The sequence below is a fragment of the Salinibacterium sp. SWN167 genome (genome assembly GCF_015864665.1).
In the GTDB taxonomy this organism is placed as follows: domain Bacteria; phylum Actinomycetota; class Actinomycetes; order Actinomycetales; family Microbacteriaceae; genus Rhodoglobus.
Window position 1 is genome coordinate 1,722,954 of sequence record NZ_JADYWU010000001.1, and the last position, 18,307, is coordinate 1,741,260.

Consider the following 18,307-nt stretch of genomic DNA (forward strand, 5'->3'; position numbering starts at 1 on the left):
GGCGCGAAAGTGTCACGCGCGCATGTGGGAGGATTGACGCATGCTTCGATGGTTAACGGCCGGTGAATCTCACGGCCCAGAATTGGTCGCGATCCTTGAGGGGATGCCGTCGGGCGTCCCCATTTCTCCTGAGCAGATTCAGGCGGATCTTGTGCGTCGCACGCTCGGCTACGGCCGCGGCGCGCGCATGAAGTTCGAGCAGGATGAACTCACGCTGAGCGGTGGAATCCGCTTTGGTGCCACGATGGGTAGCCCAATCGCGTTGCGAATCGGCAACACGGAGTGGCCGCGCTGGGTCGATGTAATGAGCCCCGTTCCTGTCGATCCTGAAACGCTGCCGAAGGGCCGCGGTGCCGCGCTTACACGCCCTCGCCCTGGCCACGCCGACCTCGTCGGTATGCAGAAATACGACTTTGCCGAGTCCCGCAATGTTCTCGAACGGGCCAGCGCCCGCGAGACTGCAGCTCGGGTGGCGCTCGGAGCGATCGCTCGCGCCTTCTTGGGTGGGCTCGGCATCCGTTTGGTCAGTCACACCTTGTCGATCGGCACCGTTCGTTCGCCCGAGGGAAGCCCGCTCCCTGCGCCGGACGACGTGGCCACGCTCGACGCTGATCTCTTGCGCTGCTTTGACCCCGCGACCTCTGAGCTCATGGTCGCCGAAGTCGATCAGGCTCACGAAGATGGCGACACCCTCGGCGGTGTAGTCGAGGTTCTCGCTTATGGTCTTCCGCCCGGGCTCGGCTCGTACACGCACTGGGATCGCCGACTCGACGCTCAACTCTCTGCCGCGCTCATGGGCATTCAAGCCATCAAGGGTGTCGAAGTCGGGGATGGCTTTGAGACCGCTGGTCGTCGCGGTTCTGTCGCTCATGACGAACTTGTGCAGGATGACGATGGCATCTCGCGCCTCAGCGACCGCGCCGGCGGCATCGAGGGTGGCATGACCACCGGCACCGTCTTGCGGGTGCGCGCCGCCATGAAGCCCATCTCAACTGTGCCCCGGGCATTGCGTACCGTCGATATCGCCACTGGTGAGGCTGCTGTCGCGCACCACCAACGCTCCGACGTGTGTGCCGTGCCCGCCGCTGGAGTGGTTGCCGAAGCCATGGTCGCCTTGACGCTCGCGAACTCAGTGCTCGAGAAGTTCGGAGGCGATTCGCTAGGCGAGACCAAACGCAACCTCGACTCGTACCTTGCCTCGATCCCAGAGCCGCTCAACACAACACGGGCGTCACGTGCTGAATGACGGTGGTGCGCTCGTAGTCATCATCGGTGCACCAGGTGCCGGAAAGACGCGCGCTGGCAAGAAACTGGCGAAGATTCTGGATGCTCCCCTGATCGATACTGACAAAGTGGTCGTCGCATCCCACGGGCCCATCCCGGAGTTGTTCGCCGAATTTGGCGAAGAGTATTTTCGGGATCGCGAGCGCGAAGCAGTCGCTAACGCTCTACTTGAACCCGCTGTTGTCACTCTGGGCGGGGGAGCAGTGCTCAATCTCGACACCCGGGCCGACCTCGAATCACACCGCGTTGTCCAATTAACAATGTCAAAGGCTGCCGCTCGACTTCGTATCGCTGGCAGCAAACGCCCTCTGGTGAAGAACGCTGACGAGTGGGAGAAGCTTGTCGAAGCTCGTCGCCCCATTTACGACGAGTTATCGTCGCTCACGATCGATACCTCACTGAAGCCAATGGAAAAAGTCGCGCGCGAAATCGCCGACTGGTTGGGAACCCAACAACAATGACCGAAACTACGATCATCCCGGTCGCCGGGACCAATCCTTACGACGTTCTCGTCGGCCGCGGTTTGTTGCCGAAACTTGCGGAACAGCTCGGACCGCGCGTCGCGAAAGTGCTCATCATCCACCCGGCGACGCTGGGCGCGCGAGCGAATGCCCTGCGCGACTCGCTGTCGGAAAACTACGAAGTGCTTCTCGCTGAGGTTCCGGATGCCGAAGATGCGAAGCGAATCGAAGTCGCCGCATTTTGCTGGCAGATCATGGGCCAGACCGACTTCACGCGCACGGATGCCGTCATCGGCTTCGGCGGCGGGGCATCAACTGACCTTGCAGGCTTTGTCGCGGCAACGTGGTTGCGCGGCGTGAAGCTCATTCAGTGCCCGACGAGTGTTGCGGGAATGGTGGATGCTGCCGTGGGTGGCAAGACGGGGATTAACACCGCTGAGGGCAAAAACCTCGTTGGTGCCTTCTACGCGCCGAGCGCGGTCGTGGCTGACCTCGATGTGCTTGATGACCTCCCTCGTAACGAGGTTTTGGCTGGCTTCGCCGAGATCGTGAAGTGCGGTTTTATCGGTGAGCCCGAGATCCTCGACCTGATCGAAGCCGACGTGGATGCGGTGACCGATCCGCATTCCGAGTCGTTCCGTCGTGTTGTTGAGCTCTCGATCGGGCTCAAGGCCCGCGTCGTTGGCGAAGACTTTATGGAGAAGGGCCTGCGCGAGACGCTGAATTACGGCCACACTCTTGGGCACGCGATCGAACATGCTGAACGCTACCGCTGGCGCCACGGTGCCGCAGTGTCGGTCGGAATGGTGTTTGCTGCCGAGCTCGCGCATCTCGCGGGTTCTTTGAGTTCAGACGTGGTTGATCGTCACCGTAGTATCCTGCAGTCGCTGAGTCTTCCCATTGATTACCCTCTCGGCCGCTGGAATACGTTGCTTGCCACGATGCAGCGCGATAAGAAGGCCCGTGCCGGCATGATCCGATTTGTCGTGCTCGATTCTGTCGGCCACACGTCGATGCTCAATGGACCAGACGAAGCCATGCTCTACTCCGCGTACCAAGAAGTCGGGGTCTAGCGGGGCTTCCTCGCTAGAGTGGAGCGGTGACTACAGTATTCGTGCTTAACGGCCCCAATCTCGGCCGTCTCGGCAGCAGAGAACCCGATGTCTATGGCGGAGGAACTCTCGTCGACTTGAGCGCTGAGCTCGAGGCTCACGTGCAGACGTTGCCCAACGCGGCATCCATTGTTCTCGATTTTCGTCAGACCGACAGCGAGACCGAACTGGTTTCATGGCTTCATGAAGCAGTGGATGCTGGTGCTCCCGTGATCATGAACCCGGCGGCCTTCACGCACTACTCCTACGCTCTTCGGGATGCCGCGGCTCAGGTATCGGGTGCGGGGTTGCCCTTGGTCGAAGTGCACATCACCAACCCGCACGCGCGGGAAGAATTCCGCCACACCAGCGTCATCTCGGGCGTTGCCACTGGCGTCATCGCTGGCTTCGGTTTCGACTCCTATATCCTTGCCCTCGACGCGGTTGCTCGACGACTCAGTTAGACTCGAATGTTGGTTTTTGTCGCTCGTCGACTTAATCGCGCTTTTACTCGTTAACAGAAACGGATTCACGCATGGCCTCTACCGCTGACATCAGGAACGGCGTCGTTCTCAACATGGACGGTGGCTTGTGGACCGTTATCGAGTTCCAACACGTCAAGCCCGGCAAGGGCGGTGCTTTTGTTCGCACCAAGGTCAAGAACGTGCGCTCGGGCAAAACCGTAGACCGCACCTTCAACGCTGGCGCCAAAATTGAAACCGAAACCGTTGATCGCTCGGAGTTCCAGTACCTGTATAAGGATCTCGAAAACTTCGTGTTCATGAACACGAGCGATTACGACCAGATCACTCTGAGCGAGACCGCTGTTGGCGATGCTGCAAACTTCATGCTCGAAAACCAGAACGTCGTTATCGCGTTGCACAACGGCGAGCCGCTCTATGTAGAGCTTCCGGCATCCGTTGTTCTCGAAATCACGTACACCGAGCCTGGCCTTCAGGGCGACCGTTCCACCGGTGGCAGCAAGCCCGCCACCGTGGAGACCGGTTACCAGATTCAGGTTCCGCTGTTCGTTGAGCAGGGCACCCGCGTCAAGGTCGATACTCGTGATGGTAGCTACCTCGGTCGCGTGAACGACTAAATGGGGGCTCGTAGCAAGGCGCGTAAGCGCGCGCTTGACGTCATGTACGGCGCGGATGTTCGCGGCGAGAGCATCAACGCAGCTCTCGCGGCCGAATCTTCCCGCGCGATGAGTGAACCCGCTCGCGCTACGGCGTGGGCGTACGCTCAAGACATCGTGGTCGGTATCACCGAACACGGCGAAGAAATCGATGAGCTCATCGAGACCTATTCTCAGGGCTGGCCTTTGAACCGCATGCCTGCGGTCGACCGCGCTCTGCTCCGCATCGGTCTCTGGGAAATCATGTACAACGATGAGGTTCCGACCGGAGTCGCAATCTCTGAAGCAGTCGAATCTGCCAAAGTGCACTCGACCGAAGACTCCGCCGGATTCATCAATGGTTTGCTCGGTCGCATCGCGGCCAGCACCGAATAGTTCGCCTTATGTGACGTAGCGTTACGCCCGTGCGTGACGCTACGTTACGACTGCGCTGGCCACGGCATCCCCGCGGTCCTAGCGTTCAGGGATGAGTTCTTCGACCCTTCGCTCCAGCACCCCAGCCGATGCGCTGTCTGTCTCCATTCGCGAGTTGTCGCGCCGCTTTGGTGACCGCGTTGTCTTGAACGAGCTCTCACTCGAGATCGCTGCCGGCGAGATTGTTGCGCTGATTGGGCCATCCGGCTGTGGCAAGTCGACGCTGCTGCGGCACATCGGTGGCTTGGACAGCCCTACCGATGGCTCCATCGCTATCGGTGGCCTTCCCGTTACTGGACTGGATGCTCGCTCCGCAATCGCGTTCCAAGAACCTCGCCTTCTGCCGTGGCGTTCGATCACCCGTAACGTCGAAGTCGGCCTGCCACGGGGAAAGCGCACCAGCGCTGACCGAGACCGCGTCGCCGAATTGCTGGAGCTGGTGAAGCTCTCGTCATCCGCCCATCTTCGTCCGCGAGAAATTTCTGGTGGCATGGCCCAGCGTGTGTCGCTCGCGCGAGCATTGGCTCGTCGACCCGGCGTTCTCCTGCTCGACGAACCATTTGGTGCGCTCGACGCTCTTACCCGCCTCTCGATGCAGGACCTGTTGCTCGATCTCCACACTGCAGAGCCCGCGACGATCGTCATCGTCACTCACGATGTCGATGAGGCCCTGTATCTCGCCGACCGCGTGATCCTGCTCGGCGCGATTGACCCCACGGAAAGCGCTGCGCACGCCAGCATCCGTTCCACCGTCGTCGTGCCGGGCCTACGCCCTCGTGACCGGGGAAGTGGAGATCTTGCCGAACTGCGCGCTGAGCTGCTCGAAGGGCTTGGCGTTCCCACCCACCATCTGTCAGCTCGCTAGTAACACTGAACTTTCCCCGTCATCCATTCTCATTTCTCTCTCTGAAGGAAACTATGTCTCCCCGTTTTCGTATCGCTTCGGTTGCCGCTGGTGTTCTTGTTCTCGCTCTTGGCGTCTCGGGCTGCGTCGAAGGTGAAGGCTCGTCGCTCTCACCCGATGCCCCTGACACCTCCGCTGGCTGGAGCAGTGACCACCTCACGGTTGACTTCGCGACGTACAACCCACTCAGCCTCATCATCAAAGAAGAGGGCTGGCTAGAAGAGACGCTCGGTGATGACGTTGAAGTCACCTGGATTCAGTCATCCGGCTCCGCTGCCGCGAACGACGCGCTTCGCTCCGGTTCGCTTGACGTGGGCTCGACGGCAGGTTCCGCAGCGCTTCTGGCCCGTGCCAATGGTTCGCCGATCAAGACGATCGATGTTTACTCGCAGCCCAACTGGTCAGCAATCGTCGTTGCCGCCGATTCAGACATTCAGTCGGCTGATGACCTTCGCGGTAAGAACATCGCAGCCAATGCGGGCACCGACCCTTACTTCTTCCTGCTCCAGACTCTCGCGGAAGCCGGTATAGGCCTTGACGAGGTCACGATCACTCAGCTTCAGCACGCTGACGGAAAGACTGCGCTCGAAGCGGGCACGGTTGATGCGTGGGCCGGGCTCGATCCACTCATGAGTGCATCGGTCGTGAACGCAGGTTCGCGAATCGTGTACGACAATCCAGATTTCAACAGCTATGGCTTCCTCAACGCCACGGAGAGTTTCCTCGAGACATCGCCTGACCTCGCGCAGCTTGTCGTTGATGCGTATGAGAAGGCGCGTCAGTGGGCCGCCGATAGCCCGGATGACGCCGCAGCGATCTTTGCGGATGTCGCCGGCATCGATCTCCCGATTGCCAACTCTGTGCTGCTGGAACGCACCAATCTGGCCATTGACCCTGCCCCAGGCCAGAAGCAGCTCGACGTGCTCAACGTGATTGGCCCGATCTTTGTTGACTCGGGTGCCGTTGCGGAGCAGTCGCAAATCGATGACGCTCTCGCGTCATTGTTCGAGACAACGTATGTCGACGCTGCGGACCCGAGTCGTGTCGCTGAATAGCGGAACGCCGGTGCTCGAGAGGCCTCTGGTGGGCGACGTGACGGGTGCCCCGGTGCCCGTCACGTCGGAGCCTCGCCCGCGGCGACGGTGGGTGCGAGCCACAGTCCTCGGTGGCGTGATTCCGATTGCTGTGATCGTTCTCTGGCAAGCGATTGCGACATCGGGGTTGGTGCCGAGCTATCGGCTCCCAACGCCGCTGAGCGTATGGGCCGCGGGAGTCGACCTCTACGAGCGCGGAGTGCTGTACCAACACATCGCGATCTCCACGCAGCGCGTACTGCTTGGGTTCGGAATTGGGGCGATTGTCGGACTGGCGCTTGCGTCGATTGTGGGTCTCTCGGCACGGGCATCCGAACTCTTCGCCCCGACTTTGGGCGCACTGCGCGCCGTGCCGTCTTTGGCGTGGGTGCCGCTACTCGGACTCTACCTCGGTCTCAATGAAGACTCGAAAGTCGCTCTCGTCGCGATTGGAGCGTTCTTTCCGGTTTATACGACCGTTGCCCCGGCCCTTCGGCATGTGGATGCTCATCTTGTGGAGCTGGGACGTAGCTACGGCTACTCCGGTCCGGCGTTGCTGAGCCTCGTGCAATTGCCAGCGGTAGTTCCCGCCGTGATCTCGTCTCTGCGGCTTGCACTGGCTCAGGCCTGGCTCTTCTTGGTCGCGGGGGAGTTGCTTGGAGCCTCGCTCGGTCTCGGCTTCTTACTCGTCGATTCGCAACAGAACGGCCGAATAGATCGACTGTTTCTCACGATCATCCTGCTCGGAATTCTGGGTAAGGGCACGGATAGTGCGGTCGGCCTACTCGAACGTTTCTTGCTAAAACGTTGGGGGTCGTAGCGCTGCCGCGAGCGCGGTATAGTCGGTGAAACAGATTTCCTTTAAATTCCGTCCAGAGAGGCGGGGAAGGAGGTCAGAATGTCTGTACGCACTGTGTTGCAGCATGCTGATATCACCCGAGCGTTGACTCGGATTTCCCATGAAATCCTGGAGTCCAATCGCGGTTCCGACGATCTCGTCATTCTCGGTATTCCTACGCGTGGGGTGACCCTCGCCAAGCGGATTGCGGCGATCATTCAATCGGTCGACCCCACACCCGTGACATCAGGGGTGCTCGACGTCACGATGTACCGCGATGATCTGGCGCAGAACCCCACTCGAGCAACTGGCCCGACCGACATCCCGGCCGGGGGTATCGATGGCAAGACGGTCGTGCTGGTCGACGACGTGTTGTACTCCGGGCGCACCATCCGTGCCGCACTCGATGCTCTCGGCGATCTCGGGCGCCCGCGCGCTGTGCGCCTCGCGGTGCTCGTCGACCGCGGTCACCGGGAATTTCCGATTCGGGCCGACTTTGTGGGTAAGAATCTTCCCAGCTCGATGGAGGAGCGTATTAACGTGCGCCTTGAAGAAATCGACGGATCGGATGAGGTGACGATCGGATGAGGCACCTACTGAGTACTCAAGGTTTGCCCCGCGATGAGGCCATCGCGATTCTGGACGTGGCGGAAGATATGGCCGCTGTCTCTGAGCGCGAAGTGAAGAAGCTTCCGACACTGCGCGGCAAGACCGTGATCAACCTCTTCTTTGAAGATTCCACGCGCACGCGCATTTCATTCGAAGCGGCGGCGAAGCGACTGAGCGCCGATGTCATCAACTTCGCAGCCAAGGGATCGAGCGTCTCCAAGGGGGAGAACCTCAAGGACACCGCTCAGACTCTCGCTGCCATGGGAGCCGACGCGGTCGTCGTCCGACACTGGGCATCTGGTGCCCCAAAGACGCTTGCCGATGCTGGCTGGATCGATGCCGGAATTGTGAACGCCGGTGACGGCACCCACGAACATCCGACTCAAGCGCTGCTCGATGCTTTCACGATTCGTCGTCGTCTTCATGGGGCTGCTGCTCGGGGCAAAGGGTTGGACGGTGTGACCGTCACGATCGTGGGAGACATCGTTCACTCTCGAGTGGCGCGCTCGAACGTCTGGCTGCTGACGACGCTCGGCGCCCACGTGACGCTGGTTGCCCCGGCGACTCTCCTTCCCGTGAACCTCAGTGGGTGGCCAGTCGAGACCTCCTACGACCTTGATGACGCGATCGCGCAGGGCCCCGACGTCATCATGATGCTGCGGGTTCAGGCCGAGCGAATGACGGCCGCATTCTTCCCCAACGCGCGTGAGTATTCACGCCAATGGGGGCTCAATGACGAACGGATGACCGCTCTGCCAACAAGTAGCATGGTCATGCACCCCGGGCCGATGAACCGCGGCCTGGAAATCTCGGCGGGAGCCGCGGATTCACCACAATCGACAGTGCTTGAGCAAGTGGCGAATGGCGTCTCGGTCAGGATGTCGGTGCTGTATCACTTGCTGTCCGGAGCTGTGGAGCGGTGAGCGCGGGAACCATGCCCGCCGCCCCTGAATGCGTACTAACCCAGAGAAGAGGACTCTCGTGAGTATCAGAATCGTCAACGCCACTCTGCCGAATGGCGAGCGCGCCGACTTCACGATTGAGCGCGGAGTCTTCACCGACGCGACAGCGGCTGATCGCACAATTGATGCCGCGGGCCTTCAGGCGTTGCCCGGTCTCGTCGATCTTCACACTCACTTGCGTGAACCTGGCTTCGAGCAGAGCGAAACGGTGCTCTCGGGCAGTCGTGCTGCAGCGATGGGCGGATTCACTGCTGTCTTCGCCATGGCCAACACCATGCCGGTTCAAGACACCGCTGGAGTTGTTGAGCAGGTTCAGTCGCTCGGCAACGACCACGGGTACGCGACCGTGCGGCCCATCGGTGCTGTCACCGAAGGGCTTGACGGCGTCACGCTTTCCGAGATCGGTGCGATGGCCAATTCGCGAGCCGGCGTGCGCGTTTTCTCCGATGATGGCAAGTGCGTTCATAACGCGTTGCTCATGCGTCGCGCGCTCGAATACGTGAAAACTTTTGATGGTGTGGTCGCCCAGCATGCTCAGGAGCCGACGCTCACTGTCGATGCGCAGATGAACGAGGGCGCAGTATCCAGTGAGCTTGGTCTTGCGGGCTGGCCTGCCGTCGCAGAAGAGTCGATCATCGCGCGCGACGTGCTACTCGCCGAACACGTGGGGGCACGCCTTCATATTTGTCACCTGTCAACCGCCGGGTCGGTTGACGTCATCCGCTGGGCTAAGGCTCGCGGAATTGCTGTGACGGCAGAGGTGACGCCTCACCACCTGCTCCTCACGGAAGAACTTGTGCGCGGCTACGACGCGCGCTTCAAGGTGAACCCGCCTCTGCGACGTGACGAAGACGTTCACGCACTTCGCGCCGCGCTGGCTGACGGCACCATTGACATCGTCGCGACCGATCACGCACCGCACCCGCCCGAGGCGAAAGAGTGCTCGTGGGCAGAAGCTGCGTTCGGAATGATCGGTCTTGAATCCGCTCTCAACGTCGTTCAGCAGGCTGTCGTCGATTCTGGTCAGTTGAACTGGACGGATGTCGCGCGCGTCCTTTCGCAGAAGCCAGCCGAAATCGGTCGCCTCGATGGGTACGCGACACCGTTCGCTCTCGGTTCAGCCGCGAACCTCGTGCTGGTCGACCCGAGCGCGCGGTCAACATTCTCTACCGAGTCGCTGCGGGGCAAGAGCACGAACTCGCCCTACCTTGGACGCGAACTTCCCGGCCGCGTGATGACCACCATCCACAACGGTTACGAAACCGTTCGAGATGGCGACGTCGTCGATGCGGCTGAGGTTGCTCAGCAGGCCAGACTGGCTGAAAGCGAGGCAGCGAATGTCTAAAGACGTCTCAGTGCTCATCGTGATCGGCATCCTGGTTATCTTGCTGGCGCTCATGGTTGCTGGCTGGTATTCACGAAAGCGACGACAGGCTCACATCGGGCTCCCGGTTGCGCCGCCGGCTGACCTCGCCGACACTGACCTGCGCTTTAGTGGCAAGTACGTATCGACCACTGTTGCCGGCGATCAGCTCAACCGTGTAAACGTGCACGGCCTGGGATTCCGGGCGAACTGTTTGCTCGAAGTGCATCCGGAAGGCATCGTCGTCTCGCGCGCGGGATCAGACGATCTCTGGCTCGCTCGTGACACGGTGCGCGGCATTTCCCGCGCCACCTGGACCATCGACCGCGTGGTCGAAAACAACGGGCTGCAGGTGATCGAGTGGACACTCGATGGCACTGCAGTCGATAGCTATTTCCGAATGGACGACCCCGAGACGTGTGAACGCGCTCTCGATACAGTCGTCGGCAATGAAAGGCAGTCCCTGTGACTTTTGAACCTGCAGTGCTCGTCCTTGAAGATGGCACGCGCTATCTCGGTCAGGCCTACGGCGCCCGCGGTCAGCGCCTCGGCGAAGTAGTCTTCGCCACCGGTATGACGGGCTACCAAGAGACGATCACCGACCCCAGTTACGCGGGACAGATCGTCGTCATGACGGCACCGCACATCGGCAACACCGGTGTGAATGATGAAGACCCTGAATCCTCACGAATTTGGGTCTCCGGCTTCGTTGTGCGTGATGCGAGCCGCGTGGTGTCGAACTACCGCGCCGATGGGTCACTGGACGACGAACTTGTCACCCAGAACATCGTGGGAATCAGCGGGGTCGATACTCGCGCGATCACCCGTCGCTTGCGCGACTCCGGCTCCATGCGTGGCGGAATCTTCTCCGGCGCGGATGCGGAACTCAGCAATGACGAGCAGCTTGCAGCAGTCACGGCCGCAGCCCAGATGAGCGGCCAGAGTCTGTCGTCTGAAGTGTCGACATCCGAGGCTTATGTTGTTGCCGCAGTGGGGGAGAGCATCGGCCGCTTGGCTGTTCTTGACCTCGGCGTGAAGACGTCAACGCTCAACTACCTCGCTGAGCGTGGCTTTGACGTTCACGTGCTGCCGCAGACCGTCACTTTCGACGAGCTGATGGCGATTGCGCCGGTCGCCGTCTTCTACTCGAATGGTCCAGGCGACCCGTCGGCCTCCGACGCTCACGTTGCACTCCTCACCGAGGTGCTCACGAAGGGACTGCCGTTCTTCGGTATCTGTTTCGGCAACCAGCTGCTCGGTCGTGCTCTCGGCTACGGCACCTACAAGTTGCCCTTCGGCCACCGCGGAATCAACCAGCCCGTCATCGATGTGCAGACCCAGCGCACCGAGATCACCGCGCACAATCACGGTTTTGCGGTTGACGCGCCTATCGGCGAAATCAGCCAGTCACCGGCGGGCTTTGGCCGCGTCGAGGTCAGCCATGTCAACCTCAACGACAACGTTGTTGAAGGTCTCCGCGCCCTCGACATCCCCGCTTTCTCCGTGCAGTACCACCCCGAGGCGGCCTCAGGCCCCCACGATGCCAACTATCTTTTCGACAGGTTCCGCGACCTTGTTCTCGAGAACGCAAAGGACAGCAAGTAATGCCCAAGAGACAAGACATTTCCTCGGTACTGGTTATCGGTTCCGGCCCGATCGTTATCGGTCAGGCAGCAGAGTTCGACTACTCCGGAACGCAAGCCTGCCGAGTGCTGCGTGAGGAGGGCATCCGCGTCATCTTGGTGAACTCGAACCCCGCCACGATCATGACCGACCCTGATTTCGCCGACGCAACCTATATCGAGCCCATCACGTGGGAAGTCATCGAGTCGATCATCGCCAAGGAGCGTCCGGATGCGCTGCTGCCCACATTGGGCGGTCAGACCGCTCTCAATGCAGCGATCGAGCTCGACGCTCACGGCATCCTCGACAAGTACAACGTCGAGCTGATCGGCGCGAACCTCGAAGCGATCAACCGTGGTGAAGACCGCCAGATCTTCAAGCAGCTCGTGATCGATTGTGGTGCCGAGGTCGCAAAGTCGTACATCGCGCGCACGGTTCCTGAGGCGGTTGAGTTTGCCGAGGATCTCGGATATCCACTCGTGATCCGCCCCTCCTTCACGATGGGCGGCCTCGGTTCTGGCTTCGCGTATTCACGCGAAGAACTGATCCGGATGGTCACTGACGGCTTGCACCAGAGCCCCACGACCGAGGTGCTGCTTGAAGAGAGCATCCTGGGCTGGAAAGAGTACGAGCTCGAGCTCATGCGCGACACGTCAGACAACACCGTTGTGGTGTGTTCGATTGAGAATGTTGACCCGGTCGGTGTGCACACCGGTGACTCGATCACTGTCGCGCCGGCGCTCACGCTGACCGACCGCGAGTACCAGAATCTCCGCGACATCGGCATCGACATCATCCGCGCCGTTGGCGTTGACACCGGCGGCTGCAATGTTCAGTTCGCGATCGATCCCGCCACCGGCCGTGTGATCGTCATTGAGATGAACCCCCGCGTTTCGCGGTCAAGCGCTCTGGCGTCGAAGGCAACGGGCTTTCCGATCGCCAAGATTGCGGCCAAACTCGCCATCGGGTACCGGCTCGATGAGATCCCCAATGACATCACGAAGGTCACTCCGGCGAGCTTTGAACCAACCCTTGACTACGTTGTGGTGAAGGTTCCGCGCTTTGCGTTTGAGAAGTTTCCTGCGGCAGACACCCGCCTCACGACCACGATGAAATCGGTCGGTGAGGCCATGGCAATCGGTCGCAACTATTCGACTGCGTTGCAGAAGGCGCTTCGTTCACTCGAAAAGCGCGATTCGAGCTTCCACTGGAAGGGCGAAGTCGGCGACAAGGCTGCACTGTTGGCTCTGTCGTCCATCGCCACCGACGGTCGTATCGTCACGGTGCAGCAGGCGATGCGCGCGGGCGCCACGACCGAAGAGGTCTTCGAAGCCACCAAGATTGACCCGTGGTTTGTTGATCAGATCGCTCTTATCAACGAGGTTGCGGTCGACATTGCGGATGCCGCGGAGCTGTCAGCCGCATTGCTCACGCACGCCAAGAACCATGGTTTCAGCGACGTGCAAATCGCGGAGCTTCGGGGGACCACTGAGGCTGAGGTTCGCGACCTGCGTTGGGGACTCGATGTGCGCCCCGTCTTCAAGACGGTTGACACCTGTGCTGGGGAATTCCCGGCTCTCACCCCGTACCACTACTCAAGCTACGACTCCGAGACTGAAGTTGCCCCGAGCGAGAAGACGAAGGTCATCATTCTTGGGTCTGGTCCGAACCGTATCGGTCAGGGCATTGAGTTTGACTACTCGTGTGTTCATGCCTCGTTTGCTCTCTCTGATGCGGGCTACGAGACCATCATGATCAACTGCAACCCCGAGACGGTTTCGACCGACTATGACACGAGTGACCGGCTCTACTTCGAGCCCCTCACGCTCGAAGATGTGCTCGAGATCATCCATGCCGAGAGCCAGAGCGGTGAACTCCTCGGGGTGATCGTGCAGCTTGGTGGACAGACAGCACTTGGTCTTGCTCAAGGGCTCAAGGATGCCGGCATCCCGATTCTGGGAACGACGCCGGAGGCAATCGACCTTGCCGAGGAACGTGGTTTGTTCTCCAAGATTCTCGACAACGCCGGGCTTCTCGCACCCAAGAACGGCACCGCCACTAACCAGTCCGAAGCGATCGAGATTGCCGAACACATCGGGTTCCCGGTTCTCGTTCGCCCCTCGCACGTGCTTGGCGGGCGTGGCATGGAGATCATCTATGACTCCGAAGCCCTCGCCGATTACTTCGAGCGGGTTCGCGATGTCGTGATCATTTCGCCGAGCTCACCGTTGCTCGTCGATCGGTTCCTCGATGACGCGATCGAGATCGATATCGACGCCATTTATGACGGGACCGAACTCTATGTCGGCGGCATCATGGAACACATCGAAGAAGCCGGCATCCACTCCGGCGACTCTGCCTGTACCCTGCCCTCGGTGACGCTCGGGCGTGACGTGCTTAATCGAGTACGCGAGGCTACCCTCGCCATCGCTGAAGGCGTCGGCGTGCGCGGGCTCCTGAACGTGCAGTTCGCAATCGGCCAGGGCATCCTCTACGTGCTCGAAGCTAATCCTCGTGCGAGCCGCACCGTTCCGTTCGTATCGAAGGCACTCGGGATTCCGCTGGCGAAGGCTGCTGCTCTCGTCATGGCTGGTTCAAGCATCCGTCAACTCGTCGACAGCGGTCTGCTGCCGATTCTTGATGGTTCGCAAGTGCCATCGACGTCGCCGGTCTCGGTGAAAGAAGCGGTTCTGCCGTTCCGACGCTTCCGCACGGTTGAGGGCCAAGTCGTTGACTCGGTTCTCGGCCCGGAGATGCGCTCCACCGGCGAAGTGATGGGAATCGACTCGAACTTCCCGAAGGCGTTCGCTAAGAGTCAGGAAGCGGCTTACGGCGGACTGCCTGACAGCGGCTCAGTCTTCGTCTCGGTCGCTGACCGCGACAAGCGTGCCGTCATCCTGCCGGTTCTGCGTCTCAGCCAACTGGGCTTCACGATTCTCGCCACCGAAGGAACTGCCGAGATCCTCGCGCGCAACGGCATCGAAGCTCAGGTGGTGCGCAAGTACTTCATGGGCCAGGAAGCAAATGCTGCTGAACCGTCGATCGTTGAAATGATCAACGACGGCAAGGTGGATGTCGTGATCAACACGCCGAGCGGCCGCAGTGCGCGTGCCGATGGCTACGAAATCCGCACCGCGACGGTCGCGGCCGACAAGCCGATTTTCACGACTATGGCCCAGCTTGCGGCCGCTGTCGCGTCATTTGAGGCCATCCGTGATGGCTTTGATGTGCGATCGCTTCAGGATTACGCTCTGGATCGTGCCGCCGAGCTCGAGAAGGTAGCCAACAATGCCTAGTTTCTCCTCACGGCTTGCGCAGACCTTCGAAGAGTTTGGGGGAGTGTGCATGGGAGTTGACCCTCATCCGTTCCTCCTCGAAAGCTGGGGGCTTTCCAACGACGCCCACGGCGTGCGCGAATTCGCTCTCCGCGCAGTGGACGCTGCAGCAGGCAACGTGGGAATGATCAAGCCGCAGGTTGCCTTCTTCGAACGCTTCGGATCCGCGGGCTACGCGATTCTCGAGGAGTCGTTCGCCTTGGCGCGCTCCGCTGGGCTGCTCGTGATTGCCGATGTGAAGCGCGGTGACCTGTCGTCGTCTGTCGATGCCTATGGACAAGCGTGGCTGACGCCCGGCTCACCCCTCGAGGCTGACGCAATGACTGCTGTGGCCTATCAGGGAGTGTCGGAGCTGTCTGGCCCATTTGAACTTGCTCGCTCAGCGGGCAAAGGCATTTTCGTTTTGGCAGCAACCTCTAATGCTTCGGCCCACTCCATCCAGTCGGCTCGCATCACCGAAGGTGAACACGAAGGGGCGACTGTCGCCGCTAGCGTTGTGCGCGATGTGGCGGCCCTCAACACCGAAAGCGGGCTTGGGTCATTTGGCGTCGTGATCGGTGCCACCGTCGAAGTTGCCGACTACGGCATTCGCAATGGCGAACTGGTTGATCTGCCGATTCTTGCCCCGGGTTTCGGAGCCCAAGGTGCTCAGGTTGAGCAGGCGCGCGAACTCTACGGTGATGCCGTGGCGAACACGATTGTGACCGTTTCCCGCAGCGTTCTGCAAGAGGGTGCAAGTCAGATCCCGGCAGAACTTCGATCGCTTCGGTCGCAACTTCGTGAGCAGGTTCGCTAATGGGACCTCGCCCGGAGCCACCCGCCGTTGACCGTGCAGCGGCCTCCCGCGCGGCTATTGCGGCGCGACGCGCCCGGGCGTCAGTCAAACGTGAAGTTGCTGAGCGTGCTCGAACCGCTCTCAGCGTGGCGCGCACAGCGTGGGATCAGCCCGACAGTGCAGAAGCTCGATTGCTCGTGCGCGAGCTGCTGATGAGTGTCCCCTCTCTCGGACCAACCCGGGTTGAATCGATCATGGCCGATCTGGCGATCGCCGATCGCAAACGGGTCGGCGGCCTCGGGCCGAAGCAGCGCGAACGCCTTGCGGCCTACCTTTCGCAGCGCCAAGGGCCAGAGCCAACGCGGCTCGTGGTCTTGGCCGGCCCGACTGCTGTGGGCAAGGGAACCGTCTCGAGCTTCATCCGTGACAACCACCCCGATGTGCTGCTGAGTGTGTCTGCGACTACGCGCAAGCCCCGTCCGGGCGAGATCGACGGCGTTCACTATTACTTCGTGAGCGATGACGAGTTCGACGCGATGATCTCCAAGAATGAGTTATTGGAGTGGGCAGTGGTGCATAACTCGTACCGCTACGGCACGCCACGCCCGCCAATCGATGTTGCCCTTTCTGAGGGAAGGCGCGTGATGCTCGAGATCGATCTGCAGGGCGCACGTTCCGTTCGCAACGTCATGCCCGAGGCTCTCTTGATTTTTCTTCTCCCGCCAACGTGGGAAGAATTGGTGCGCCGGCTGATCGGTCGCGGCACCGAAGATTCTGCCGAACAGGCCCGCCGTTTGGAGACCGCAAAGGTCGAATTGGCGGCTCAAGAAGAGTTCGATGTGAAGGTTGTGAACACAGAAGTAAGCCAAGCGGCTCAAGAAGTCGTAGAATTGATGGATGCGCCCGCTGGCGCGACCACTTCCGACTCCAAGGAGCACCCTCATGGCTGACAAGAACTCGGGCATCATTGATCCCCCCATCGACGAACTGCTGTCGAAGGTTGACTCCAAGTACCAGCTCGTTATCTTCGCTTCGAAGCGCGCTCGCCAGATCAACGACTACTACGCTGACCTCCACGAGGGCAGCCTGTTCGACAACGTCGGGCCGCTCGTAGATTCCACGATCGACGACAAGCCGCTCTCCGTTGCTCTCCACGAGATCAACGAGAACAAGCTCGAACTCAAGCGTCTCAGCAACGAATAGAACCTTTCGGTGGCCGCGCTCAACATTGTCGTCGGGATCTCCGGCGGAATAGCTGCCTATAAGGCGGTTTCCGTTGTGCGTGAGCTGGTGCTCGCGGGCCACGACGTCCATGTCGTGGCCACGAGCAACGCCCTCAAGTTCGTAGGGCTGCCTACTCTTGAAGCAATCAGCCGCAATCCCGTCCACACTGACCTCTACGAGGGCGTGGATGAGGTGCGGCACGTCTCTGTCGGCCAAGCCGCAGACGTCATCATCGTCGCTCCCGCTACTGCGAACACGATCGCTAAGATCGCTACCGGTGACGCGAGTGACTTCCTCGGCAACACCATCCTTGCCACTCGAGCGCCCGTGATTGTGGCGCCCGCGATGCACACCGAGATGTGGCAGAACCCGGCGACGGTCGCCAACATCGAGACGCTGCGTTCGCGTGGCATCCGCATCGTTGGGCCAGAATCCGGTCAGCTGACTGGTTCCGATAGTGGGCCCGGTCGGATGTCTGAGCCAAGCGACATCGTCGCCGCGGTTCTTGAGACGGTGGTCTCGTCGCGCGACCTCGTCGGTCGTTCGGTGCTGGTTACGGCTGGCGGCACTCGGGAACCCCTCGATCCGGTGCGCTTCATTGGCAATCGTTCAAGCGGCAAACAGGGCGTTGCTCTGGCTATGGCCGCAGCGGCGCGCGGCGCTGATGTCACCCTCATCGCCGCGAATCTTGAGGTTCCGCTTCCTGGCGGGGTTCGCTGCGTTCAGGTGTCTACGACTCTGGAATTGCAGTCAGCGGTGCAGGCTGAAGCGAAGTCGGCCGACGCCATCATTATGGCCGCGGCGGTTGCCGACTACCGTCCAGCGGAGACTGCGCAATCCAAAATTAAGAAGCGCAGCGATTCGAGCACCCTCGAGTTGCGTCTTGAAGAAAACCCCGACATTTTGCGTGGTCTGGCGGCAGAGAGCCCAGAGAACCAAATCGTCGTTGGCTTCGCTGCCGAGACCGAGCCGCACGACGCTGCGCTACTTGAGCTGGGCCGCGCAAAGATCGCGCGTAAGGGCTGTGATTTCTTGGTCATCAACCGCGTCGGGTGGACTGAAGGTTTCGCCTCAGACCGTAACACCGTGATCGTCATCGATAAGGTCGGCGATAGAGTGGGTGAGGCAAGCGGAAGCAAGTTGTCGGTGGCTCACCGCATTCTGGATCTTGTGTTCGCAGCCCGCTGACATCCATTCATCACTACCGGAGACG

19 protein-coding genes are annotated in these 18,307 nt (G+C 60.7%); all 19 read left to right on the plus strand.

Features of this window, described 5'->3' with window-relative positions:
- The first annotated feature begins 40 nt into the window (after positions 1 to 40).
- The 19 genes from aroC to coaBC all read left to right on the plus strand — a co-directional run bounded on the left by aroC (position 41) and on the right by coaBC (position 18,282).
- Entirely contained in the window at positions 41 to 1,246 is a 1,206-nt protein-coding gene (gene aroC / locus I6E60_RS08225) for a chorismate synthase (RefSeq protein WP_197179658.1), read from the plus strand.
- Complete coding sequence (locus tag I6E60_RS08230) at positions 1,236 to 1,745, plus strand: shikimate kinase (RefSeq protein ID WP_197179660.1); 510 nt, start codon at positions 1,236 to 1,238, stop codon at positions 1,743 to 1,745. Before aroC ends, I6E60_RS08230 begins: the two co-directional genes overlap by 11 nt.
- On the plus strand, positions 1,742 to 2,818 hold the full coding sequence (gene aroB, locus I6E60_RS08235) for a 3-dehydroquinate synthase (protein WP_197124590.1): 1,077 nt from the start codon (positions 1,742 to 1,744) through the stop codon (positions 2,816 to 2,818). Before I6E60_RS08230 ends, aroB begins: the two co-directional genes overlap by 4 nt.
- A gap of 26 nt (positions 2,819 to 2,844) precedes the next feature.
- On the plus strand, positions 2,845 to 3,300 hold the full coding sequence (locus I6E60_RS08240) for a type II 3-dehydroquinate dehydratase (protein ID WP_197124592.1): 456 nt from the start codon (positions 2,845 to 2,847) through the stop codon (positions 3,298 to 3,300).
- A gap of 71 nt (positions 3,301 to 3,371) precedes the next feature.
- Positions 3,372 to 3,935 carry an elongation factor P gene (gene efp / locus I6E60_RS08245; protein ID WP_197105699.1) on the plus strand — a complete coding sequence of 188 codons (564 nt, stop codon included), beginning with the start codon at positions 3,372 to 3,374 and terminating at the stop codon, positions 3,933 to 3,935.
- Positions 3,936 to 4,349: a transcription antitermination factor NusB gene (nusB, locus tag I6E60_RS08250; protein ID WP_197105698.1), complete on the plus strand. Its 414-nt coding sequence runs from the start codon at positions 3,936 to 3,938 to the stop codon at positions 4,347 to 4,349.
- Positions 4,350 to 4,440: 91 nt separating this feature from the next.
- Positions 4,441 to 5,253, plus strand: coding sequence for an ABC transporter ATP-binding protein (locus tag I6E60_RS08255; protein ID WP_197124594.1), 813 nt, complete (start codon positions 4,441 to 4,443; stop codon positions 5,251 to 5,253).
- 53 nt (positions 5,254 to 5,306) lie between these two features.
- Positions 5,307 to 6,347 carry an aliphatic sulfonate ABC transporter substrate-binding protein gene (locus I6E60_RS08260; RefSeq protein WP_197124595.1) on the plus strand — a complete coding sequence of 347 codons (1,041 nt, stop codon included), beginning with the start codon at positions 5,307 to 5,309 and terminating at the stop codon, positions 6,345 to 6,347.
- On the plus strand, positions 6,340 to 7,185 hold the full coding sequence (locus I6E60_RS08265; RefSeq protein WP_231601424.1) for an ABC transporter permease: 846 nt from the start codon (positions 6,340 to 6,342) through the stop codon (positions 7,183 to 7,185). The genes I6E60_RS08260 and I6E60_RS08265 overlap by 8 nt, the downstream gene beginning before the upstream one ends.
- Positions 7,186 to 7,263: 78 nt before the next feature.
- Positions 7,264 to 7,791: a bifunctional pyr operon transcriptional regulator/uracil phosphoribosyltransferase PyrR gene (gene pyrR / locus I6E60_RS08270; RefSeq protein WP_197124597.1), complete on the plus strand. Its 528-nt coding sequence runs from the start codon at positions 7,264 to 7,266 to the stop codon at positions 7,789 to 7,791.
- Positions 7,788 to 8,735, plus strand: coding sequence for an aspartate carbamoyltransferase catalytic subunit (locus I6E60_RS08275; RefSeq protein WP_197124598.1), 948 nt, complete (start codon positions 7,788 to 7,790; stop codon positions 8,733 to 8,735). The genes pyrR and I6E60_RS08275 overlap by 4 nt, the downstream gene beginning before the upstream one ends.
- A 28-nt stretch (positions 8,736 to 8,763) precedes the next feature.
- Positions 8,764 to 10,119: a dihydroorotase gene (locus I6E60_RS08280; protein ID WP_197124599.1), complete on the plus strand. Its 1,356-nt coding sequence runs from the start codon at positions 8,764 to 8,766 to the stop codon at positions 10,117 to 10,119.
- On the plus strand, positions 10,112 to 10,606 hold the full coding sequence (locus I6E60_RS08285) for a hypothetical protein (protein ID WP_197124600.1): 495 nt from the start codon (positions 10,112 to 10,114) through the stop codon (positions 10,604 to 10,606). Before I6E60_RS08280 ends, I6E60_RS08285 begins: the two co-directional genes overlap by 8 nt.
- Positions 10,603 to 11,742: a glutamine-hydrolyzing carbamoyl-phosphate synthase small subunit gene (gene carA / locus I6E60_RS08290; RefSeq protein WP_197179664.1), complete on the plus strand. Its 1,140-nt coding sequence runs from the start codon at positions 10,603 to 10,605 to the stop codon at positions 11,740 to 11,742. The genes I6E60_RS08285 and carA overlap by 4 nt, the downstream gene beginning before the upstream one ends.
- Positions 11,742 to 15,056: a carbamoyl-phosphate synthase large subunit gene (carB, locus tag I6E60_RS08295; protein ID WP_197124604.1), complete on the plus strand. Its 3,315-nt coding sequence runs from the start codon at positions 11,742 to 11,744 to the stop codon at positions 15,054 to 15,056. The genes carA and carB overlap by 1 nt, the downstream gene beginning before the upstream one ends.
- Positions 15,049 to 15,891, plus strand: coding sequence for an orotidine-5'-phosphate decarboxylase (pyrF, locus tag I6E60_RS08300; RefSeq protein ID WP_197179667.1), 843 nt, complete (start codon positions 15,049 to 15,051; stop codon positions 15,889 to 15,891). The genes carB and pyrF overlap by 8 nt, the downstream gene beginning before the upstream one ends.
- On the plus strand, positions 15,891 to 16,820 hold the full coding sequence (gene gmk / locus I6E60_RS08305) for a guanylate kinase (RefSeq protein WP_197179669.1): 930 nt from the start codon (positions 15,891 to 15,893) through the stop codon (positions 16,818 to 16,820). Before pyrF ends, gmk begins: the two co-directional genes overlap by 1 nt.
- Positions 16,813 to 17,073: a DNA-directed RNA polymerase subunit omega gene (rpoZ, locus tag I6E60_RS08310; protein ID WP_197105687.1), complete on the plus strand. Its 261-nt coding sequence runs from the start codon at positions 16,813 to 16,815 to the stop codon at positions 17,071 to 17,073. The genes gmk and rpoZ overlap by 8 nt, the downstream gene beginning before the upstream one ends.
- A 9-nt stretch (positions 17,074 to 17,082) precedes the next feature.
- Positions 17,083 to 18,282, plus strand: a complete 1,200-nt coding sequence (gene coaBC, locus I6E60_RS08315) for a bifunctional phosphopantothenoylcysteine decarboxylase/phosphopantothenate--cysteine ligase CoaBC (protein WP_197179671.1) — start codon at positions 17,083 to 17,085, stop codon at positions 18,280 to 18,282.
- The last annotated feature ends 25 nt before the right edge of the window (positions 18,283 to 18,307 follow it).